This is a genomic window from Bacillus sp. T3, assembly GCF_033449965.1.
GTDB lineage: Bacteria > Bacillota > Bacilli > Bacillales > Cytobacillaceae > Bacillus_BU.
Window position 1 is genome coordinate 4491445 of record NZ_CP137761.1, and the last position, 20337, is coordinate 4511781.

General features: G+C 36.6%; 16 protein-coding genes, 2 pseudogenes and 2 riboswitches. Of the genes and pseudogenes, 2 read left to right on the top strand and 16 right to left on the bottom strand.

All coding sequences use genetic code 11. The annotated features are described in order from the left end of the window. Nucleotides 1–190: 190 nt before the first annotated feature. From ptsG to guaA, 4 genes and pseudogenes are all read right to left on the bottom strand, one after another. Nucleotides 191–2131 carry a glucose-specific PTS transporter subunit IIBC gene (gene ptsG / locus RGF10_RS23010; protein WP_412176762.1) on the bottom strand — a complete coding sequence of 647 codons (1941 nt, stop codon included), beginning with the start codon at nucleotides 2129–2131 and terminating at the stop codon, nucleotides 191–193. Nucleotides 2132–2406: 275 nt separating this feature from the next. Beyond that, nucleotides 2407–3246 (bottom strand): glucose PTS transporter transcription antiterminator GlcT, encoded by an 840-nt coding sequence (gene glcT, locus RGF10_RS23015; RefSeq protein ID WP_318506055.1) that lies wholly within the window; start codon nucleotides 3244–3246, stop codon nucleotides 2407–2409. A 170-nt stretch (nucleotides 3247–3416) separates the two neighbouring features. Beyond that, complete coding sequence (locus RGF10_RS23020; protein WP_318506057.1) at nucleotides 3417–4748, bottom strand: NCS2 family permease; 1332 nt, start codon at nucleotides 4746–4748, stop codon at nucleotides 3417–3419. A gap of 125 nt (nucleotides 4749–4873) precedes the next feature. Continuing rightward, nucleotides 4874–4975, bottom strand: a riboswitch (purine riboswitch). 110 nt (nucleotides 4976–5085) lie between these two features. Further along, a pseudogene (gene guaA, locus RGF10_RS23025) lies at nucleotides 5086–6638 on the bottom strand (glutamine-hydrolyzing GMP synthase). A 121-nt stretch (nucleotides 6639–6759) separates the two neighbouring features. Then, a riboswitch (purine riboswitch) is annotated at nucleotides 6760–6861 on the bottom strand. 209 nt (nucleotides 6862–7070) lie between these two features. On the opposite strand from guaA, the gene RGF10_RS23030 reads away from it, so the two are divergent. Further along, a complete protein-coding gene (locus RGF10_RS23030) occupies nucleotides 7071–7325 on the top strand; it encodes a YciI family protein (protein WP_318506059.1) in 255 nt (84 codons plus the stop codon). A gap of 83 nt (nucleotides 7326–7408) precedes the next feature. Here the strand turns inward: RGF10_RS23030 and RGF10_RS23035 are convergent, their stop codons facing one another. From RGF10_RS23035 to RGF10_RS23065, 6 genes and pseudogenes are all read right to left on the bottom strand, one after another. Next, nucleotides 7409–8239, bottom strand: a complete 831-nt coding sequence (locus RGF10_RS23035) for a C39 family peptidase (protein ID WP_318506061.1) — start codon at nucleotides 8237–8239, stop codon at nucleotides 7409–7411. A gap of 149 nt (nucleotides 8240–8388) precedes the next feature. Further along, on the bottom strand, nucleotides 8389–9792 hold the full coding sequence (locus tag RGF10_RS23040) for a sensor histidine kinase (RefSeq protein ID WP_318506063.1): 1404 nt from the start codon (nucleotides 9790–9792) through the stop codon (nucleotides 8389–8391). Further along, nucleotides 9782–10456, bottom strand: a complete 675-nt coding sequence (locus RGF10_RS23045; protein ID WP_318506065.1) for a response regulator transcription factor — start codon at nucleotides 10454–10456, stop codon at nucleotides 9782–9784. The genes RGF10_RS23040 and RGF10_RS23045 overlap by 11 nt, the downstream gene beginning before the upstream one ends. 92 nt (nucleotides 10457–10548) lie before the next feature. Then, nucleotides 10549–11265, bottom strand: coding sequence for a M50 family metallopeptidase (locus tag RGF10_RS23050; RefSeq protein ID WP_318506067.1), 717 nt, complete (start codon nucleotides 11263–11265; stop codon nucleotides 10549–10551). 90 nt (nucleotides 11266–11355) lie between these two features. After that, nucleotides 11356–12035: pseudogene (locus RGF10_RS24005) on the bottom strand (PspA/IM30 family protein). Beyond that, on the bottom strand, nucleotides 12028–12300 hold the full coding sequence (locus tag RGF10_RS23065) for a hypothetical protein (protein ID WP_318506071.1): 273 nt from the start codon (nucleotides 12298–12300) through the stop codon (nucleotides 12028–12030). Before RGF10_RS23065 ends, RGF10_RS24005 begins: the two are co-directional and overlap by 8 nt. 325 nt (nucleotides 12301–12625) lie before the next feature. Between RGF10_RS23065 and RGF10_RS23070 the strand changes: the two genes are divergently transcribed. Then, nucleotides 12626–13597, top strand: a complete 972-nt coding sequence (locus RGF10_RS23070) for an L-lactate dehydrogenase (RefSeq protein WP_318506073.1) — start codon at nucleotides 12626–12628, stop codon at nucleotides 13595–13597. Nucleotides 13598–13768: 171 nt separating this feature from the next. On the opposite strand, the gene RGF10_RS23075 is transcribed toward RGF10_RS23070, so the two are convergent. The 6 genes from RGF10_RS23075 to RGF10_RS23095 all read right to left on the bottom strand — a co-directional run bounded on the left by RGF10_RS23075 (nucleotide 13769) and on the right by RGF10_RS23095 (nucleotide 20223). After that, nucleotides 13769–14479 carry a LutC/YkgG family protein gene (locus tag RGF10_RS23075; RefSeq protein WP_318506075.1) on the bottom strand — a complete coding sequence of 237 codons (711 nt, stop codon included), beginning with the start codon at nucleotides 14477–14479 and terminating at the stop codon, nucleotides 13769–13771. Next, nucleotides 14479–15906 carry a LutB/LldF family L-lactate oxidation iron-sulfur protein gene (locus RGF10_RS23080; RefSeq protein ID WP_318506076.1) on the bottom strand — a complete coding sequence of 476 codons (1428 nt, stop codon included), beginning with the start codon at nucleotides 15904–15906 and terminating at the stop codon, nucleotides 14479–14481. The genes RGF10_RS23075 and RGF10_RS23080 overlap by 1 nt, the downstream gene beginning before the upstream one ends. A 15-nt stretch (nucleotides 15907–15921) precedes the next feature. Then, nucleotides 15922–16638 carry a (Fe-S)-binding protein gene (locus RGF10_RS23085; protein ID WP_318506078.1) on the bottom strand — a complete coding sequence of 239 codons (717 nt, stop codon included), beginning with the start codon at nucleotides 16636–16638 and terminating at the stop codon, nucleotides 15922–15924. 638 nt (nucleotides 16639–17276) lie between these two features. After that, complete coding sequence (locus tag RGF10_RS23090) at nucleotides 17277–18338, bottom strand: GTP pyrophosphokinase (RefSeq protein ID WP_318506080.1); 1062 nt, start codon at nucleotides 18336–18338, stop codon at nucleotides 17277–17279. After that, on the bottom strand, nucleotides 18310–18393 hold the full coding sequence (locus RGF10_RS24010) for a hypothetical protein (protein ID WP_412176763.1): 84 nt from the start codon (nucleotides 18391–18393) through the stop codon (nucleotides 18310–18312). The genes RGF10_RS23090 and RGF10_RS24010 overlap by 29 nt, the downstream gene beginning before the upstream one ends. 792 nt (nucleotides 18394–19185) lie before the next feature. Next, nucleotides 19186–20223 (bottom strand): PIN domain-containing protein, encoded by a 1038-nt coding sequence (locus RGF10_RS23095; protein WP_318506082.1) that lies wholly within the window; start codon nucleotides 20221–20223, stop codon nucleotides 19186–19188. Between the last annotated feature and the right edge of the window lie 114 nt (nucleotides 20224–20337).

Here is a 20337-nt window from a genome sequence, read left to right on the forward strand (position 1 = left end):
ATAAGCTTCGCACAATTTGCCCTGTCACTTCAAAAAACTTCCCGTGACTGGCAACTTCACAGAATCACACTATTTTCACCCAACTTTAATACAACCAAGCGTTCTTTAATAAACCACATCCACCTTCTTACTACTATATAATAGAAAAAACCGAACTCAGTTTGAAATGAGTTCGGTCTTAGTTGAATGATTACTTAGTAATCGAAATGATATTTTCTTCTTTTAAGTTTACTGTTCCTTGTTTTTTAACAACAACTGTTTCACCTGCATCAAGGTTTGTGAAAACAATTGGTGTAATGATCGAAGGAGCATTTTGTTTTATAAACTCTAAATCAACCTTCAATAACGGTTGGCCTTTTACAACACGGTCATTTTCTGAAACCAATGCCTCGAAACCTTGACCTTTTAGATTAACTGTATCAATACCAACATGGATAAGGATTTCTCTTCCACCATCAGAAAGAATACCAATCGCATGCTTTGTAGGGAATAGGTTTACAATTTTACCATCAACAGGTGATACGATTGTACCTTCTGAAGGGATAATTGCAAATCCATCACCCATCATTTTACCAGAGAATACTGCATCAGGAACTTCAGTTATTGGTTTAATTTCACCTTTGATTGGAGAAATAATTGTATCTTCTTTTTTTGCACCAGTTTGAGCAGTTGCTTGTGCTGTTGGAGCTGCTGTAGCTGGTTTCGGTTTTTTACCACTAATGATATCTTTCATTTGACCTTTTATTGTTTCAGATCGAGGTCCGAAAATTGCCTGAATGTTATTACCTACTTCAAGAACACCTGCAGCACCTAGTTTTTTCAAACGATCTTTATCAACATTTTTTACATCTTTTACAGATACACGAAGACGTGTAATACAAGCATCTAAGTGAGCAATATTTTCTTGTCCACCCATAGCCTCAAGAATGTTGTAAGGAAGATCACTTGTTTGTCCAGTTGCCGGGCCTTCTTCTTCTTCAGTTAGTTCACGACCTGGAGTTTTAAGATCAAATTTACGGATTGCAAAACGGAATCCGAAGTAATAAACAACCGCAAATGCTAAACCTACTGGAATAACTAACCAAGCATGTGTTTGTGGGTTAATTAGACCAAATAGAATATAGTCAATTAAACCACCAGAGAATGTCATACCAATTTTAACATCTAAAAGATGCATGATCATGAATGAGAATCCAGCAAAAACAGCATGAATTCCAAAAAGGATTGGAGCTACGAATAAGAATGAAAACTCGATTGGCTCAGTAATACCAGTAAGGAATGATGTTAAACCAGCTGAAGCCATTAAACCACCAACAAAAACCTTCTTTTCTGGACGAGCTTCGTGGTAGATCGCTAATGCTGCTGCTGGTAATCCGAACATCATGAATGGGAATTTACCAGTCATGAATGTACCTGCTGTTAAGTTTTGAACATTATCAGAGATTTGCGCCATGAATATACGCTGATCACCGCGAACAACTTCTCCTGCTTTTGTTACATATTCACCAAATTCATACCAGAATGGTGAGTAGAAAATGTGATGTAAACCAAATGGGATTAATGAACGCTCAATAACACCAAAGATAAAAGCAGATAGTGTTAAGTTTGCGTGTACCATGTTATGAGAAAATGCATTTAGGCCTGATTGAATCGGCGGCCAAATAACTAACATTACAAGACCTAATAAAACTGCAGATCCAGCAGTTACGATTGGAACAAAACGTTTCCCTGCAAAGAATCCTAAATAAGATGGTAATTCAATTTCATAGAAACGATTGTACAAGGATGCTGCGACGATACCGACGATAATACCACCAAACACACCAGTTTGTAATGTTGAAATACCTAGTACAGTTGCATGACCAACATCGCCTTCTTGAATACCTAAAACTGTACCCATTGTAACGTTCATAATGAGGTATCCAATAATAGCAGCTAGTCCAGCTGTTCCTTCACCGCCAGCTAAACCAACAGCAACTCCCACCGCAAATAGCAATGCCAAGTTTCCGAATACAATGTCCCCAGCGTTTTGCATGACAGAAGCAACCATTTCGACGCCGCCGTTTCCTAAAAACGGAGCTAATTCAATTAAGGTTGGATTTCGAAGCGCTGCACCAAGTGCAAGCAGGATACCAGCTGCTGGTAGAAGTGCAACCTGGCAACATTAATGCTTTACCAACTTTTTGTAATACACCAAAAGCCTTTTTAAACATAATATAACCTCCAATTTTGTTTATTTACTCATTAACCGCTTACAAGCATTGCAAAATAAAAAGGCATGAGGAAAGGAGTGTAAAAGAAAACAAAAGCTTAAGGATAGGTTACCCAAAAACTCTTATTTCAATTACCCTTCTTTACTCATGCCTGATCGAATCAGTAACACGTAAAAAAATGATAATGACAGTATTATTTAATTTTCTTTTGTAGTCGCTGCAAATGCATTGTTAAATAGACTGCTTCTGCATCGAATACTGGTTTTGATAATGCTTGTTGTAAAACTTTAATGAGCTTCCAAGAGAGATTGTAACACACTGGATACTCCTCTTTCAAGAGGGAAGATATTTTTTCTGGTTCTTCAACCCGTTCTCCATTTTTTACACGTTCAATTGTGTAACGAAGATGGCGGACCAGTCTGGTGTAATCAATGCTATCTTTATTTATTTTTATTTTTAATTGTTCCTCAATCATATTGACTAATTTAGTCACGACCTGTGAGTCATAATTTACCTCTGAGAGTTCCCGATTCATTACAGAGCTGTGAATATGGAGTGCTATAAAACCCATTTCACCCTCGGGTAAGCGAATACCTGTTTTTGAGGAAATATGGTCTACTACTTCCTGTGCAATTCTATATTCAAATGGATAGAGAGTCTTTGTCTCAACTAAGAAGGGATTTCTTATTTCCATACCACTTGAAATTCGATTGAAAGTAAACATAAGGTGATCAGTTAATGCGACATGAATATGCTCATTAAGGGGGGCATTGGCTTTTGTTTTAATTAAATCAATTGCCGAGATAATAACTTCATGCATTTCACTATCAATAAACGGAAGGAGCTTTATATAGTCTTCCTGTTCCTTCTCATTTTTTAAAACAAAGAGTTTTTCAACAGAATTCGTATCAATCAAATCGCCTTGCTTTCGGTTAAAGCCAACCCCCTTGCCGATAATTACTACTTCACCAAAGGAGGAGTGTGACGCAATTAGAACATTGTTATTAAGAATCTTTCCTACCTCTACCCTCATTACCTCTCCTCTTTTCGACATAATACGACTCGTATTAACATATTAACCGCGGCTTAATTTTTAGTCAATGAAAAGATGCAAGCGAATACAATTAGAATAAATCCTTTTAGTTATGATGTCCATAATAAAAAAAGACCATGAATAATCATGGCCTTCTACAGTCAAACTACCTATTCTTTTAAGAAAATAAAGTATAAAACAAAGATGACGAAGAACATGTACATGATTGGGTGAATGTCTTTTCTTTTACCGCTCATGATCATAGTGATTGGATAGAAAATAAATCCTACCGCAATACCTGTTGCAATACTATAAGTAAGTGGCATTGCAATCATTGTTAAGAATGAAGGGACTGCTATTTCAAAACGAGACCATTTAATTTCTGCAAGTGATGATACCATCAATACCCCAACGATCACTAAAGCGGCTGATGTAACTGGAGCAGTAATAACTGATAGTAACGGGAAGAAGAACAGTGAAAGCAAGAAAAATCCAGCTGTAACCAATGCCGCAAATCCTGATCTTGCACCAGCAGCAACCCCTGCAGATGATTCAATATATGAAGTAGTTGTCGATGTACCAAATATTGAACCTACAAGTGATGCAATCGAGTCTGCTAACAAAGCTTTACCAGCATTCGGAAGCTTGTTGTCTTTCATCAAGCCTGCTTGATTTGCAACAGCCACTAATGTACCAGCATTATCAAAGAAATCAACAAATAGGAAAGTAAGAATAATCACCAGCATTTCAGAGGTATAGAAAGAGCTATCTCCAAACGATGTAAAAACAGCACCAAAAGTAGGTTTAATACTTGGAATTGTATCCACCACTTTAGTTGGGATTTCAATTAAATTGAAAATCATCCCCACAATTGCCGTAATGATCATCCCGTAAAAGACACCGCCATTAATTCGACGCGTCATAAAAATAACTGTAATCACGATACCAAAGATTGCTAGCAATGTATTACCGTTTGTTAAATCACCTAAACCAACTAAAGTTGCATCGTTATTAACAATAATTCCAGCATTTTTTAGTCCGATAAATGTTATAAATAAACCGATACCAGCTCCAACCGCATGCTTTAATTCAACTGGTATAGCATTAATTAATTTTTCACGAAGACCTGTTAAGGTTAAAAGCAAGAAGAATACACTTGAAATTAGAACTGCACCCAGTGCATGCTGCCAAGGGATACCGCTACCTAAAACGACTGTGTATGCAAAAAACGCATTTAAACCCATACCTGGTGCTAGTGCAATTGGGAATCTTCCTAAAAGCCCCATCATTATCGAACCAACCGCAGCAGCAAGTGCTGTTGCTACAAAGACCGCTCCATGGTCCATTCTTAATGCATCAGGTAAATCAGGAATAGTTGAAAGTGTTAAAGTAATCGGGTTAACGACCAAAATATAAGCCATTGCTAAAAATGTTGTAAGTCCACCTAAAAACTCACGGCGATAATTCGTACCAAGCTCTTCAAACTGAAAAAACTTTTTCAATTGTTTTCCTCCTCATAATCTTTTCAGAAAAATAAAAAATGCTCCGAGAGCGTCCTGGGAGCATTGACATGAGGTAGGTAAACAGGATAAGGAAAAAAGGATAGAATGATGACATTAAACCCAATCCCTTATTACTCTTCCCTCGTAGTCAAGCTATTTACGGCAGCTCGGTAGAAACTCTTGGGCCTTATCCCCAATATTATACGATGGTAAATCATTTGTATTCTAAGCACTTTTTAATATTACTATACCAACATAACAACAGTCAATAAAAAAAGCGAACATTTTATATGTCCGCTTTTTTATTGTTCGTATTTGTATTTTTTCGATTAAAGACCTATTCCCACTCAATTGTTGCAGGTGGCTTGCTAGTAATATCGTAAACAACACGGTTAATATGGGCAACTTCATTGACAATTCTTGTCGAAATTGTTTCTAACACATCCCATGGAATGCGCGCCCAGTCTGATGTCATCCCGTCAATTGATGTTACGGCACGAATCCCGATTGTGTAATCATACGTACGAGCATCGCCCATTACTCCGACGCTACGAATGTCAGGAAGCACAGTGAAGTACTGCCAAATATCACGGTCTAAGCCAGCCTTTTTAATTTCTTCTCGTAAAATCCAATCTGATTCACGAACAATCTCCAATTTATCTTCTGTGATAGCTCCTAAAACACGGATCCTAAACCAGGACCAGGGAATGGCTGTCTCCATACAATATCATCTGGAATTCCTAGTTCAGTACCCAATGCACGAACTTCATCTTTAAACAAGGTATTTAATGGCTCAATCAAAGTGAACTGCATATCTTCTGGAAGTCCGCCCACATTGTGGTGAGACTTAATCGTTTGTGCAGTAGCCGTTCCACTTTCAATGATATCTGTATAAAGTGTACCTTGTGCTAAGAAATCGATTCCCTTGAGCTTATGTGCTTCATCATCGAATACATAAATGAATTCGTTACCGATAATTTTCCGTTTCTGCTCAGGATCGGATACACCTTCTAATTTTGACATAAAGCGATCTCTTGCATCGACTTTGATAACGTTCATGTGGAAGCCTTCAGCAAAAGTTTTCATTACACTATCTGCTTCACCTTTCCGTAATAGACCGTGATCCACGAAAATACATGTTAATTGGTCCCCAATTGCTTTATGGATTAGCACAGCAACAACAGATGAATCAACGCCGCCACTCAATGCACATAAAACTTTTTTGTCGCCTACTAGTTCACGGATTTTTGTCATTTCGATATCAATGAAGTTTTCCATTGACCAGTTTGCTTCACAATTACAAACTCCAAATACAAAGTTCTTTAATAATTCATTTCCATACACTGAATGGCGAACTTCTGGATGGAATTGAACACCGTAAAATTTCCGATCTTCATTACTCATTGATGAAATTGGGCAGCTAGGGCTCGTTACATCCACTGTAAATCCAGCAGGTGCTTCTGTTACCAGGTCTCCATGGCTCATCCAGACAACTTGCTCCTCTGGTAACTTAGTGAATAAACGACTTTGTCTTTCTACCTTAATTTCTGCTTTTCCGTATTCTCTTTGCTTTGCTTGCTCTACTTTTCCACCTAAACTTACCGTCATTAACTGCATCCCGTAACAAATACCGAGGATTGGTAAGCCTAATTCAAAAATTTTCTCATCGCAACGGAATGAATTTTCATCGTAAACACTGTTTGGTCCACCAGAGAAAATAATTCCCTTTGGATTCATTGCTTTAATTTCCTCGGCTGTAATCGTATGTGGATGTAGTTCACTAAATACACCAAACTCACGAATACGGCGTGTAATCAATTGGTTATATTGGCTCCCGAAATCAAGCACAACAATTTTCTCTAAATCCTTAAACTCCGATTTTTTTACCACGATTGGACACCTCTTTAAACTAAAGTAATCTTGCCTTTATATTTCCCCTAAATACTAAAAAAACCAGAATTCTCTCCCCTCGTTTTTCACAAAAAGCAGAATTCTAGTATAGGTGCAAATATACTGTTTAATCTGCCTTCATAGTCAAATCATTTACGGTGATCTGGTAGAAACGTTCGAACCATATTTTCGAGTGTATATGAAGGTATAATAATTAGTTCCCAGATTATTTTATCAGTACAATATTTTTCAGGTCAAGCAATTGTCAACTATATTAATTTTTTCCATACTTATCAGTCTTCATTTTTACAGAAATAGTTTCCCTGATTATACCAATTCGAGTTCTCTCTATACTGTAATTTTCTCTAACACAAAATTCGAAATAATGGTAATATTATGTTATCCGATTATTTAATTTTGGAGGGGTAGGCTTTGAATAAGTACCTATTTATCACGACTAGAACAGAAAATTTTGATCCAGAGCAGATTCCTGCCCATTATGAGTATCTTAGCCGCTTAAAAAAAGAAAACAAATTAGAAATGTATGGACCATTTAGCGATGCTACTGGTGGGGCCTATATTATCCGGGCAGGATCTTATTCCGAAGCAAAGCGGATTGGCGAATTGGATCCTTTAATCAAAGCAGGTTGTTCCACGATTGTCGTTAAAGAATGGATGACGAAATAAAAAAGATGCTTCCCAAAACGGGAACATCTTTTTTATTTGATATTGCATAGACTATTTAACTTATCAAATTTACACCGAATTATTTATTTTTGATAGCTTACAGCTTGGCTTCCCATTTGAACCCAAGATGCTTCAAAACTATCTCTAGGAACGGAAGTATAGGATTGATCCGCTAGTGGATCGTTCAGATAAACATTCTGATCGTCATAGCCTACCACTAAAACACTGTGCTCTCGATACGTAATTTGAACCTCTCCAGATTGTGTATTCCATGTTGCAAACTCACTCTCAGGGAGTTGAGCAAATCTTGAATTCGTTATAACCCATACTGGTGAGCCTTCCTCTAACATATTGTATACAGATTCAATGCTTCCTCCAGATAAATCTACTATTCTACCAGGTAAATAGGTCTCTGCTAAATCTGCAATTGGACCATGGTAAACTCCATATCCCGAATTTTCAAAGGTGTAAATATCTCCGACGAAGCCTTCATTTGGATTTCCTCTTAAACCATTTTGATCACGGAAAGGAATAGTCTTAATTTCATTTGCAAGCGTCATTTTATCAACTGAGACACCCGCATACTGGAGCAGCATAGCCAGACTTGTCACTTCACATCCTCGTGCTAATTCAGGCAACTGCTGGATATGCGACACTCCATTTATCACGATTTTTCCATTCTGAACTTGGATTTCTGTCTCGGTTTGATTTGAATTCTGTATTTCATTTTCTTGAGATCCAGTTGAATTAGAATCAACCGTATCAGAAAGCTTTTGTTCTCCTTCAGTTACTTCTGTTATTTCATTACTATTTTCATTTGCATCTATAGTAGAGTCGGTTTTTTGGGCTTTTACATAACTAACGCTTATGAGAATTCCAACGACAAAGATTACGGAAAGAACTCTTAGTTTCAATTGTTTTACCCCTCTCTATTATTCTTCCATCTGTATATTTGGTAGCCTAATTATGACTGGGGTACCTTAAATGTTCCTTAAAAATGAGTCCATTACACATAAAAAGGCCACATCCATTTGGAATGTGGCCCTTCATTTCATCTATTCAGCTATTGTGCTGCGTTTGGCACCCTAACGTAAAAAGTGCTACCCTTTTCTAGCTCACTCGTTACTTTAATCGTTCCATTATGAGTTTCTACAATCCATTTCGCAATCGAAAGTCCTAACCCATGACCCCCGATTTGCCGGGTCTGGGCTTTATCCAATCGGTAAAATCGCTCAAAAATTCGATGGAAATCCTCTTTTTTGATGCCTATCCCCGTATCCTGAACTGCTATGCAAAGATCATGCCCCTCTTTTGTAAGGAAAAGCTTCACTTCGCCGCCGTTTGGCGTGTATTTAATGGCATTATCTAAAAAAATGTATAATAACTGCGATAATCTTTCTGGGTCACCAACGGTTTTTAGGAAGTTCGGTGCATATAAGCTGGTCGATATTTGCTTTTCTTTCGCAAGTGGGCTGACAGACTCCAATGCTTTTTCAGCAAGTGGTCTAAAATCAAAGGTTTCCTTTCTAAGCTCAATTGTATTTGAATCAGAACGGGCCAGTGTTAATAAATCACTGACTAAATTCGTCATCCGCTTTACTTCCTGCCTCATATTTGAAAGGAGTCTTCCTGTAAAATCTTCCTTCTTTGGTTCTATTGTCATTTCCATTGCATCAATGGAAGATAACATCACGGTTAGCGGTGTCCGTAATTCATGAGAAGCATCTGCGACAAATTCCCGTTGTCTTGTGAATGCACGGGTAATTGGCACCATTGCTTTTTTGGACATTTTCTGACTAATAAAAATGGCGAGCCCGAAAAACACAATTCCTAACACAACAAGGATCAGTAGAACCCAGTTAAAAAGTTGATAAGCAAAGGAAATATCCTTGCCGATATAAAGTTGACCAATAAATTTCCCATTAGAATAAATCGACTGACTGGCAATCAAGAGACGTATATCCTGCGCTGACTCAGGATGACGGAATTCCCCAGGTCTTCCTCTTCCCTTCGTATTCCCCTCAATGTGAAGTGTCTCATTAATCAATTCATTTCCGTTTACGATCCTTCTGTTAAGCAGGTTTAATAATGCTGGCCGTAAACGGCTGTCATCCTCATTACCCATGATGATTTCTCCGTCTGAATTCATCACGTAATAAAAAGCCTGATTCACACCTGCAAACACAATTTCTTGATTTTCTACACCTTTTAGATCTTTTTTTTCATTTTCCAATAAATAATTTTCAATAAAACTCGCTTCTTGTCCTACGAGGGATTGAAGCTCCCGTTCCGAGCTTTTCAAAATGGTAAGATAGAGTACTCCATAAACAATCACAATAAAAAGGATGAGGAAAAGAATTAGCAGACCGCTGTAAATTCGCGTTAAACGTCCTTGAGTGGTGCTAAACATATCTTTCCCTCGGGGTGTAATATAGCTTTGGATGAATGATAAAAAGCTAGTGTTCAAACTTATATCCCACCCCTCTAATGCTGTGAAGTAAATCTTGCTTTCCAACGCCTTTCAGCTTTTTCCTGATTAACTTTACAGTAGCATCTATGGCTTTAGGAGCAACATCTGAATCATAGCCCCAAATTCGGTCCAGTATGACCTCTCGCGGCATAACTTGTCCTTTATTTTGCACCAATAAATCCAACAACTGAAATTCCCTTGGACTAAGCTGAATTTCTTCACTTCCCAGACGAACAATATGGCTCATCCGGTTCAATATTAAATCTTGTATGTGAATTTCCTCCTCCAAAATGGGGGCATAGTTGCGGCGGGATAAGGCTCTTAATCGGGCCAGTAGCTCATCGATTTCAAATGGTTTGACTAAATAATCATCTGCTCCTGAATCCAGCCCTTCAATCCGGTCCTGCACGCTATCTTTGGCCGTTAGCATAAGAATTGCACCTGAATACCCTTGTTTACGCAAGCGACGGCAGACCTCTACGCCGGCTCCATTCGGCATCATCCAGTCAAGAATGAGTACATCATAATGAGAGTTAACACTGTAGTAAAAAGCATCTTCCCCGTCCTGTACCCACTCCACCTTGAATCCAGCCTTCTTTTTCAGCATATAGACAATTAGTTCCCCAAGATTGAGATCATCTTCGGCTAATAAGATATTCATGGTCATGAGCCCCTTTTACTTCAAGTGTTTTATATGTGCAGATGATATCCATTTACAAACACCTCCACCACTTGAATCGTACCAAATCAACCTTAATGTATCCTTAAAAAATTTATGACAATATAATATCCAGTATATAAAGACTGACCTAGAAGAACAATCCCAAGCATCATTGCCGGGATGAATTTAACTCTAGCAAAAAGACCGGATTCAGACCGATTTTTTCGTTCCAAAAAACTTTGTCTGCACACTCGAATTCCGTTCACGATGGATTGCAGAAGTAGGATAGCGGCCAGAAAAATACTGATATGCATAATTGCGATTGAATAGCCGAAATAAATCGGTAAAGCAAGCAACACAACAAAGGACAACGCCCACATGATACTCCAAAAATGGCGGACCCATAGGATTGCAGCTCCGGCGATTAGACCGATAAACAAATACACAATCATTTGATAGCTTTGATTCGATACTAAATAAAATAGCACAATTGCCGCAACCGACTCTCCCGTATATCCTACATAGGTAATAAGGGTATTTTTAAATCGGGAATTTTCTGCGATCGTCATGTTTCTTGAGCCTGTATGCTGCAGATTGATTCGGTTTGCCACGACCCCTTCCAAAATAACCCGGATTACTTCGCGTAGTAGAGTATTAAGATTAGAGAAATAAACTCTTACATAAGGGATTTTCGTTACAATCAATGCAATGAATAGATAAACTAGTATAGGCAATGCACGGTTTAGAATGTTCAAATTGTCCATAACACTTGCTATATTCACGTTGTCCATTATGCTTGTCATATTCATAATCAATCTCCTTTCTTTCTTATACAGAAAAAGAAGCACCTAATCTAAGCTGCCGGTGCTTCCTTTCCAGTATTCTTTCATTAACCTGCTTTATACTAGACTCTCTTTTTCACTCTTTAGCTTTTCAAGCTCCTTATTGACTTCCTCTTCATTCACATAGTTCCGGAAGGCAGTATCATGATTTGCTAATGGATTAGCAAATTGGTTACCAGCTTGTACCTCCGCTTCCATTAATAAAATTCGTTCTTCTGCCCGAGCAACCCCTCTTGTAATATTATCTGTTTGGAAGGAAACCGTAGCTGACTGAATCTGTTTAATTGACTGAGCAACATTGGCTCGCGATGCTAATAGAATTTTTTTGTGCTGTAATTCGTTATACGTTTCTTGCAGTTCAACTAATTTCTCTTTAAGGATTTGGGTTTGTCCTTGAATGGCATCAAATTGTTGCTGATAGAGGCTAAGCTGATTTTCATGAATTAACTTTTCTTGCACAGCCAATTTAGCAATTGTTTCTTCCCCTGGTCAAGAGCAAGCTTCGCTTGACGGGTTCTTTTATCGACTAAATTTTTTGTTTCCTGAATTAGCGCTGCTTGTTTATTTTCTACAAAAATCTGACGAGCAAGTGCTTTCTGACCTTTGGCCATTTCTTGCTCCATTTCTCTACTATATTCATTCAGCATTGCAATTGGATCTTCCACTCCATCTAGAAGTCCATTAATATCAGCCTTTGCGATTGTTTTTATTCTTTTAAAAATACCCATTTTATTCATTCTCCTTTTTAGTTGTTATATTTTTTTCCCATTGATCCAATAGGCTTGCATTTTGGTTCATGATTGGTCTAGTTGTACTCAAAATGGATGTATCGATAAACTGCTGCATAGATGAAGCCTTTGCTTTTCTTCTTAGCCATTTTACTAAGAGAACCAAAACAGCCATCCCGATCATGAGGAATAATAGGGATCCGATCCAGGAAAATCCGCCATGATGAGGTCCTGACATAACTTGGTGGGCTTCAAAGCCTCCTCGTCCTCCCATTTCTCCTCGACCCCCATGTCCATGTGGTCCGGCTGCTAGGGTAGTAACTCCCCAAACAGAAAGTAGATTCCCAAAACCATTGGCGTGATGATCGCACCCCAGAAAATCGTTTTCTTAGATTTAGAATTCATTCTTTTTTCCTCCTTTCGTTCTCGATGAATATAGATTAATAGAGGTTGGTGAAAACTTGGTGAAAGGAAGAAGCTTTTTGAAAAAATTAATAGAAACAATTAATAATATTTACTGCTCTAGGGATAAAGCGAAAATAACTAGTAATTCCTAATTATGTTAAAATAAAGATAACAATTGATTAGGGAGGTCAGTCATGAAAAGAAATAAGTTAGTTGTTGTAGGTGTAGGCCATGTTGGCTCTTATGTTCTTGCAGATGCCATGAAATTAGGGCTTTTCGCGGAAATTGTAGTCATTGATACCGATAAGGATGTTGCCTATGGCGAAGCTCTTGACCAAGAACATGCAACTGCTCTTACATATATGTCTAATACAACGGTTCGTGCGGGGGATTATTCCGAATGTGCGAATGCAGATGTAATTATCTGTGCGGCTGGTCCTAGCGTAATAAAAAGTGATGAAGATACGATGCCGGACAGGGTCCAATTAGCTGTTGTTAATTCAAAGGTCATTCGTGAAGTGATGACTGGAATTACGAAATATACGAAAGACGCCATCATTATTTTCATAACAAATCCGTTAGATACGATGGTGTACATAGCAGAAAATGAATTTGGTTATCCGAAGGGACGCATATTCGGAACCGGAACAATGCTTGATTCTGCACGTCTGCGAAAAATCATTGCTACTAATTATGACATCGACCCAAAAAGTGTAACAGGCTATATGATGGGCGAACACGGACATACCGCTTTCCCCGTATTAAGCCGCTTAAATGTACAAGGGTTTGGTGAGAAAGAATTAGACCAAGTTCTTCAAGGTAAAGAACCATTAAGTCGGGATGGTATTAAAAAACAAGTTGTACAAGCAGCATTTGATGTGTTGAATGGGAAAGGTTGGACAAATGCAGGTGTTGCCCAAGCTGCTGTTACACTAGCAAAGGCTGTTATGCTGGATGAGCGCAGTGTTTATCCAGTGTCGACAACATTACACGGACAATATGGATACGATGGGGATGTTGCTTTAAGTATTCCATGTGTCATCGGGAGAAATGGTGTAGAAAAACAATTAGAAATTGCTCTCGATGCCCAAGAACTTGAATGGCTTCATCAATCCGCGGAATATATTAAAGAAACGATGAAAGTGGCTAAGACAAGTAGCATTTGATCATCTACCACTCTAGTTTGATGGTTACAACTTTTATTTCTTTGTAGGCGAACAGGTTTTGTCCTGTTCGTCTGTTTTAATTAATTCTTCAAGCATAACGTGTATCACCATGTAACGAAAAAAGAGTTCCAAACCCCTTAATAAGGAAGCTGGAACTCATAATTTTATAATTTATAAATCAGAAACAATGAGATAAGTTAAACGAATAGGTCCATGTACACCCCATACTTTGTTTAACTCAATGTCAGAGGAACTACTTGAGCCACAAATAAAGTTAATGGCTGCAGGGTTTATTCCTTGTTTTGATAGTTCATGTAGTTTTTGCATTCCTTGTGTTAAACGAGGAACAATGGTACTTTGCGGCACAATACAAACATAATTTAAAGGCAGGAAGTTTGATGATCTTCCTCTTCCTAACTTATCAATGACCGTGTAAGAAGCTGTTTCAGCAATTGAAAGATCACTAATACACACGCCATAAGACGCATTCAAAGCCTTATCGATATTTTCACGGCCCTTTTCATCCGTCCAAACATAGGCGTCTTTTAGCGCATCTTCAAGACCCCATTGGGCAAAACGCTCATCGTTCCAAGCGATAATTGGTCCTGTTCCATGTTCAACTAGTTTCTCAGCAATCGTTTTTGCAAGATCTTTTTTCTCGATAATTAAGGAATCTATCTTACCGCCCGATCCAGCTTTGTTAACTTGAGCATTCTTATGGAATTCTTCCGCTAATTGAGCTTGAGTAAAGCCTTTATAAATTTCAAGTTGAGGTTTGCTTGATAATTCAGGATGGACAACTTCTTTCGGCATTGGGCGACCAAGTATGTTTGAAAGGTTAGAAATAAATGATTCTCTATTTAAAATTTGTCCTTGTACCATTATTTATCTCCTCCTTTACTTCTAGCTTCATACCAATCTCTGAAACGTGTTTTTTCCAATGCAGGCAAGTCACGTTTGTCTGTCCAACCTTTAAGAATACTAACACCCTTTTTAATTTTTCCATCTTCCATCAATGGTTTTGTCATGAATGGCGCAACACTTGTTCCTAGCTTGTACATCCAAGGACGGCTTAGAACCATACCTGCTCCAGACATACTCGCACCCCAGAACGCTGAAACCTTCTTTTCTTCAGCTAATACACGTTTGTGCTCATGAATTAATGAGTGCAACGGGATATTAGATGGACAAACTTCTGTACATTCCCCACAAAGTGAGCACATATATGGAAGTTCTTTGAAATCACCATAACCGGCAAGTAGTGGCGTTAACACAACACCAAGTGGTCCAGAATAGATTGCATTATAAGAGTGGCCACCAACTTGACGATATACAGGACAAGCATTTAAACAGGCAGCGCAGCGCATACATTGTAATACTTCTTTGAATTGAGACTGCAATACTTTCGAACGTCCATTATCAACGATTACCACATGAAATTCTTTTGCACCGTCCGCAGCGCCTTCTTCAGTAATCCCGTTTACAAATGTCGTATAACTTGTATTTTTTGCCCCTACTGCACTTCTAGCCAATAAGCTAATACAGATATCTGCATCTTCATAAGTGGCACAAATACGTTCCATCCCCATAACAGCTACCTGTAATTCAGGTGCAGATGTACAAAGGTCGATATTTCCTTCATTACTGATTAATGAAATCGCTCCAGATTCAGCAATAGCAAAGTTACATCCGTAAATTCCCATATCAGCCGTTACATACTCATTACGTAGTGAAGCACGAGCAAATGCCGCTAGGTCTTCCGGAATATCGTTGCCACTATATCCATTCTTGGCAAAAACATCACGAATTTGGGTTTTGTTTAAATGTAAAGATGGCACGACCATATGTGAAGGTGGATTCCAGTCATCTAATTGCAAAATGTATTCAGCTAAGTCCGTTTCTTTTACATCTACACCAGCATCCATCATTGCATGGTTCAGTCCAATTTCCTCTGTCACCATCGATTTAGCTTTTACAACTTTTTTAACACCTCTTTCAATTGCTAGATTCGTAACATACTGAGAGGCTTCCTTCGCATCCTTGGCAAAAAATACGTTACCTCCATTTTTGATAACGTTTTCAGAAAACTGATTTAAATAGAAATCTAAGTTTTCAAGAACGTGGGCACGAACTTCTCCTGATAGTTTTTGCCACTCAGCGAAATTACCATCTCCCAATTGTGATAGCACGTTCGTTCTATTTTTACTAATTAAATCTTGAGCTTTTACCATTGCCGCACGCATGAAATCATCGTTTAGATTCTTTTCAAGATTTTTCTCAAAAGTTTGCTCATTAATCTTAATTCCCATTTTGGCTCCCCCTCACTATTTAGAATTTAGCACTTCAGCAATATGCATTACTTTGATATTGGATCCAAGTCTACTTAAACGTCCACCAATATTCATTAGACAAGCGAAATCTGCGCCTATCAAATAATCAGGGTTCGCTTCCATGATATACCTTGCTTTTTCATCAGCAACTTCAGCTGAAATGTCCCCCATTTTAACAGAGAAGGTACCACCAAACCCGCAACATTTGTGCGAATTGTGGAAATCTACTAATTCTAGGCCTTCTACTTTCGAAAGAAGTTTTATAGGTTGTTCTTTTACTTTTAAAAATCTGGATGTATGGCAGTTGTGATGGTAAACAGCCTTTCCTGGAAGTTTCGCAGAAAAATCGTCTACATTAATCACTTCAATTAGGAATTGTGATAATTCGTATGTTTTTGCGGCAACTTTTTCCGCTCTTGCTTTCCATTCTTTATCATCAGCTAGAATATGTGGATATTCTTTTACAAAATAAACACAAGAACCTGATGGTGAAACAATCGCATCAGCATGTTCAAATGTTTCGATAAAGTGCTTGATTGTGTTTTTCGTTTTCTCTACGTATCCAGTGTTGTACGTAGGTTGACCGCAACATGTTTGTTGCTTAGGATAATCGATTTCATGCCCCAGACCCTCAAGTAATTCAACTGTTGCTTTACCGACATTCATTGCCATAAAATCGACAATACAGGTTGTAAATAATGTTACTTTCATTTAAAAATCTCCCCCTGATTTAGTAACTATCTCCGCTATTATACAAAAATAATAAATTTCCTGTATCAGAATTCTACAAAGTTCATAATATCTACCTTTCTATGCGATATATTTAAAAAATGATGCGATTAAGAATTAGAAAAACTAATGAAAGATCACTTTGTGCACTGATTTTTTAATAGTCAATATCGTTATTAAATAGAACAAAGAAGTCCTGAAACTATTTCAATAGTTTCAGGACTTCTTTGTATATGTAGTTGGTGGATGACACTTCTTGATTCTATTATCAAAACATAATGGGAGTATACTATTTTCCACCACAGGACGAGTACCGCAAGAAATGAAAAAAGAGGCTTCTCAAAAGTTCGCTGAACTCATGAGAAGCCTCCGTTAATTTCATCTATGTTAGCAAAATGTAAGTATTTCACTCTTACCTTACTCAAAAACAAAGGCTTTGAGGGGCTACATCATGCCGTCCTGAGTTTAGAGTGTGTAATATCGTTAACGAGAGGTGCAAAAATTGCGGTAAATCAATGTCTTGGATATTACTGGTTGTAACATCTTTAACGTCGATTTACTGTTTTATCGAATTGCGTTAGCAAAATGTTAGCGTGTTAGTTTGTTTATACAATTAAAGTTCATACAATTTTATTATAAAGATCAAATAACACTTTGGGTAATTTTGGGTTTTTTGAAAGTTTTCCAAAACTGAAATATTCTTGGACATACTGTAAATCTTCTTTTTCACAAGCTAATGCAAAACATAAATAAAAAATTGAAATTCCACTCGTGACCGATTCCCATCGTTTCTCATGCATTGACAACCACTTTTCTCCAAGAGTTTTAATAATTTCTTTTCTTGATTCTAAGGATTCCTTCAATTTTTCGATCGTATCAATTCCAAAGAAACTTAGTTGATTAATTCTTTTTGCAATATATCTCTCATCATATTCAACGGTAATTGCCTTAGTTATAATCATAAAATGTTGCTCGATTTCATAAACTATTTTATCTTCCTGCAGAAATTCCTTTAATGATATATTATCTATAAATAAATTTAAATTTTGGGATTTAATTTGTTCTTTAACTTCAATTGTATACTTTTTTATTTCTTCTTTTATTCTTATGAATTCGATATCTGCTAATTCCAATAAACCTGCTATCCTAGAGAACTTTCTTCTCATATCAACAGGAATTTCTATAGCACTCTTATATCCAATATCATGTTCAATTTCTGCCCACGCATGTTGCAAAATAGATCTTATTTGAATTTCAAAATTAATTTCATTAAACCTTGAATACTCAGGTAGGGATGCTCTTGGCTCTGTTAATTTAATAATATAATGGAGTGATGAGTACCCAAAAGAGTCGAAATTTTTATTCCTTTTATCACATGAGTTATTTTTGTCTACATGAAACTGAGATTTAACAATATTAGCAATTGTATCAACATCATCTTCAAAATATGTTATAACTCTTAGACCCAGAATATCAGTAATTTTATCTAAACCCGTATATTTATCTTCTTTACTATCAATTTTCTTAGATAAACTATTCCTGTCTTTTACCCTTGATTCAATACCATGAATAGTAATCCCGTTTTCCTTAATCAAGGAAAATATTAAATCTCTCAATTTTTTCTCGTATTCCAAGTATATTATTTTCTTTTGGTCATATTCTTTTAAAATTACTTCTTTCAAAACTCTTCCCCTCACCGAACTTAACCCTTTTCACTTTACCTTGGTGCGTAACAATCTTTGTCTCTCCGTGAACAGGTAGTTCGGTGAGTCTGGCCTTCCGTTACACACAACAACAGCAATATTTCCATTTTGCACCATTATATCAATCTCTAACTTCATTATGCTATGATTATTATCTATTTCTATTAACCTTATTGGAACTTCCCAAATGCTCCTTCAATTTATTTTTATAGATTATTCATTACCTCAACTCCTTAATCAAATAAAAAGGACACCAAATGCAGGTATAATACCGTTCATTCAGTATCCTACAGCGGGCTAGTAGAATTACTATTTAATTAATTCATTCTTAAATGGAACGTACAAAAAATTTTCATTTATCCAAATTTTAATAACATAAAAAAAACCACTCCCTTATTTTTTAGGAAGTGGTTTTTGCTATTGATATCAATTATTTACCATAAATTCTTCTCAAAACGGGGAGAAAACAGCTTTCTCAAATGTTTGGCTCAGGAGCCTTACATCATGCCGCCCGTGAGTTTTGAGTGTGTAATATCGTTAACGAGAGGGTCAAAAAGTGCGGTAAATCGACGTTTTGGATATTATTGACTGTAACATCTTTAACGGGGATTTACCGTTTTTTATGGGATTGCGTTAGCAAAATGTTAGCAATTTAAATCAGAAATCGTCACCATTGTTCACACACTCAACTTTCGTGGAGTGCTGACGGTAGTAATAATATAAAAAATGAGATGTAGTGGTGCATCTTTTTAATTTCTAAATAATCATATAATTAACGCAATCAATTCTATTTGCATATGAATGAACTTTCACCTATTTATTAATATTAGATATATGCCCTATCTAATTCAACGTAATCTATAAATTCTTTACCATCTAATAAATAGGCTATATTACTTTGTACTAGAATATTTGTACTGCTGCTCTCTGAAATCATACCGTCACCGAGGTCTCCTTTTTCATATGTTGGATCGACTGTTTCGATACTAAAGCTAGCGTCAATTTCAATATCAAAGGATATTAGCATTGCATTTTCTTCAATGTCTAGAGAAACTTCATTCAAAGTTATGGTATAGTCCTCAATATACCCATCAGTACCCCAACCACTAAAATATTCACCCTCAAATTCTGAATTCATAAGCATATCATCAACGGTATTTTGAAGGTAATCATTTCTTTCGAAAAATAGTTTTAATCCAGCCTCTAATAACTGTTTATCATACTCAAAATTATCATTAAAATAATCTCTTAAGTTGTCTTCTTCACTTTCTAAAAATGCCGATAATGAATTATAGTAGGATAAATCTGGTAAATCCGCTTCTAAATCCTCGTGGATACTGTTTTGATCTTTGTTAGCAAAATCCTTATAATTATTTGATATAAATACAATATTTTCTGGCTCATTATCATTACAATATTCAACAATACTTTCCCATATAATAGCGTCTTGAAAAGAAACTTTGTTTTCATCAAATGGCTTTATGTTATTAAAGTATTTGAATGAGATTTTTTCCGTAATATCATTTGACGTAGGGTATTCAATAATTTTTATGTCATTTTCTTCTATCATTTTATCCAAGAAATCTTTGTATTTTCCAGTTATTTTATCAGCTTTTAAATTTTCAAAATCAATTATCCCTGACGACCCTAGTTTTATCAAATCATTTTTTGTACTCTTTACCTTTTTAACAAGTGGTCTAATTTCATCCCTATATTTTTTTAATATTTCATTATAATTGAACTTCGTAATACAAAGATCTACTGGTTCATGTCGAGTATACTTAAGTAACTTCTTAATATCTGAAGATTTGAAAAAGAAATCATTAAAAATAATATTTGTGTCCAAAATTATTAAATAAGACATAAATAAACTCCTTTTTTGAGAATGCATCCTTCTCTATAGTTCGCCAAGAAATCCAATATTGTTCCTTTAAAAATTATTCACTTTTATTATTTCTCTTATGATCAAAGTTAAAAT

Bases quoted from the DNA above. Each gene is read 5' to 3' on its own strand.
- glcT (WP_318506055.1), bottom strand. From the start codon at position 3,246: ATGAGGGTAGAGGTAGGAAAGATTCTTAATAACAATGTTCTAATTGCG.
- RGF10_RS23045 (WP_318506065.1), bottom strand. From the start codon at position 10,456: ATGAATATCTTATTAGCCGAAGATGATCTCAATCTTGGGGAACTAATT.
- RGF10_RS23050 (WP_318506067.1), bottom strand. From the start codon at position 11,265: ATGAATATGACAAGCATAATGGACAACGTGAATATAGCAAGTGTTATG.
- RGF10_RS23065 (WP_318506071.1), bottom strand. From the start codon at position 12,300: ATGGGAGGACGAGGAGGCTTTGAAGCCCACCAAGTTATGTCAGGACCT.
- RGF10_RS23070 (WP_318506073.1), top strand. From the start codon at position 12,626: ATGAAAAGAAATAAGTTAGTTGTTGTAGGTGTAGGCCATGTTGGCTCT.
- RGF10_RS23075 (WP_318506075.1), bottom strand. From the start codon at position 14,479: ATGGTACAAGGACAAATTTTAAATAGAGAATCATTTATTTCTAACCTT.
- RGF10_RS23080 (WP_318506076.1), bottom strand. From the start codon at position 15,906: ATGGGAATTAAGATTAATGAGCAAACTTTTGAGAAAAATCTTGAAAAG.
- RGF10_RS23085 (WP_318506078.1), bottom strand. From the start codon at position 16,638: ATGAAAGTAACATTATTTACAACCTGTATTGTCGATTTTATGGCAATG.
- RGF10_RS23095 (WP_318506082.1), bottom strand. From the start codon at position 20,223: ATGTCTTATTTAATAATTTTGGACACAAATATTATTTTTAATGATTTC.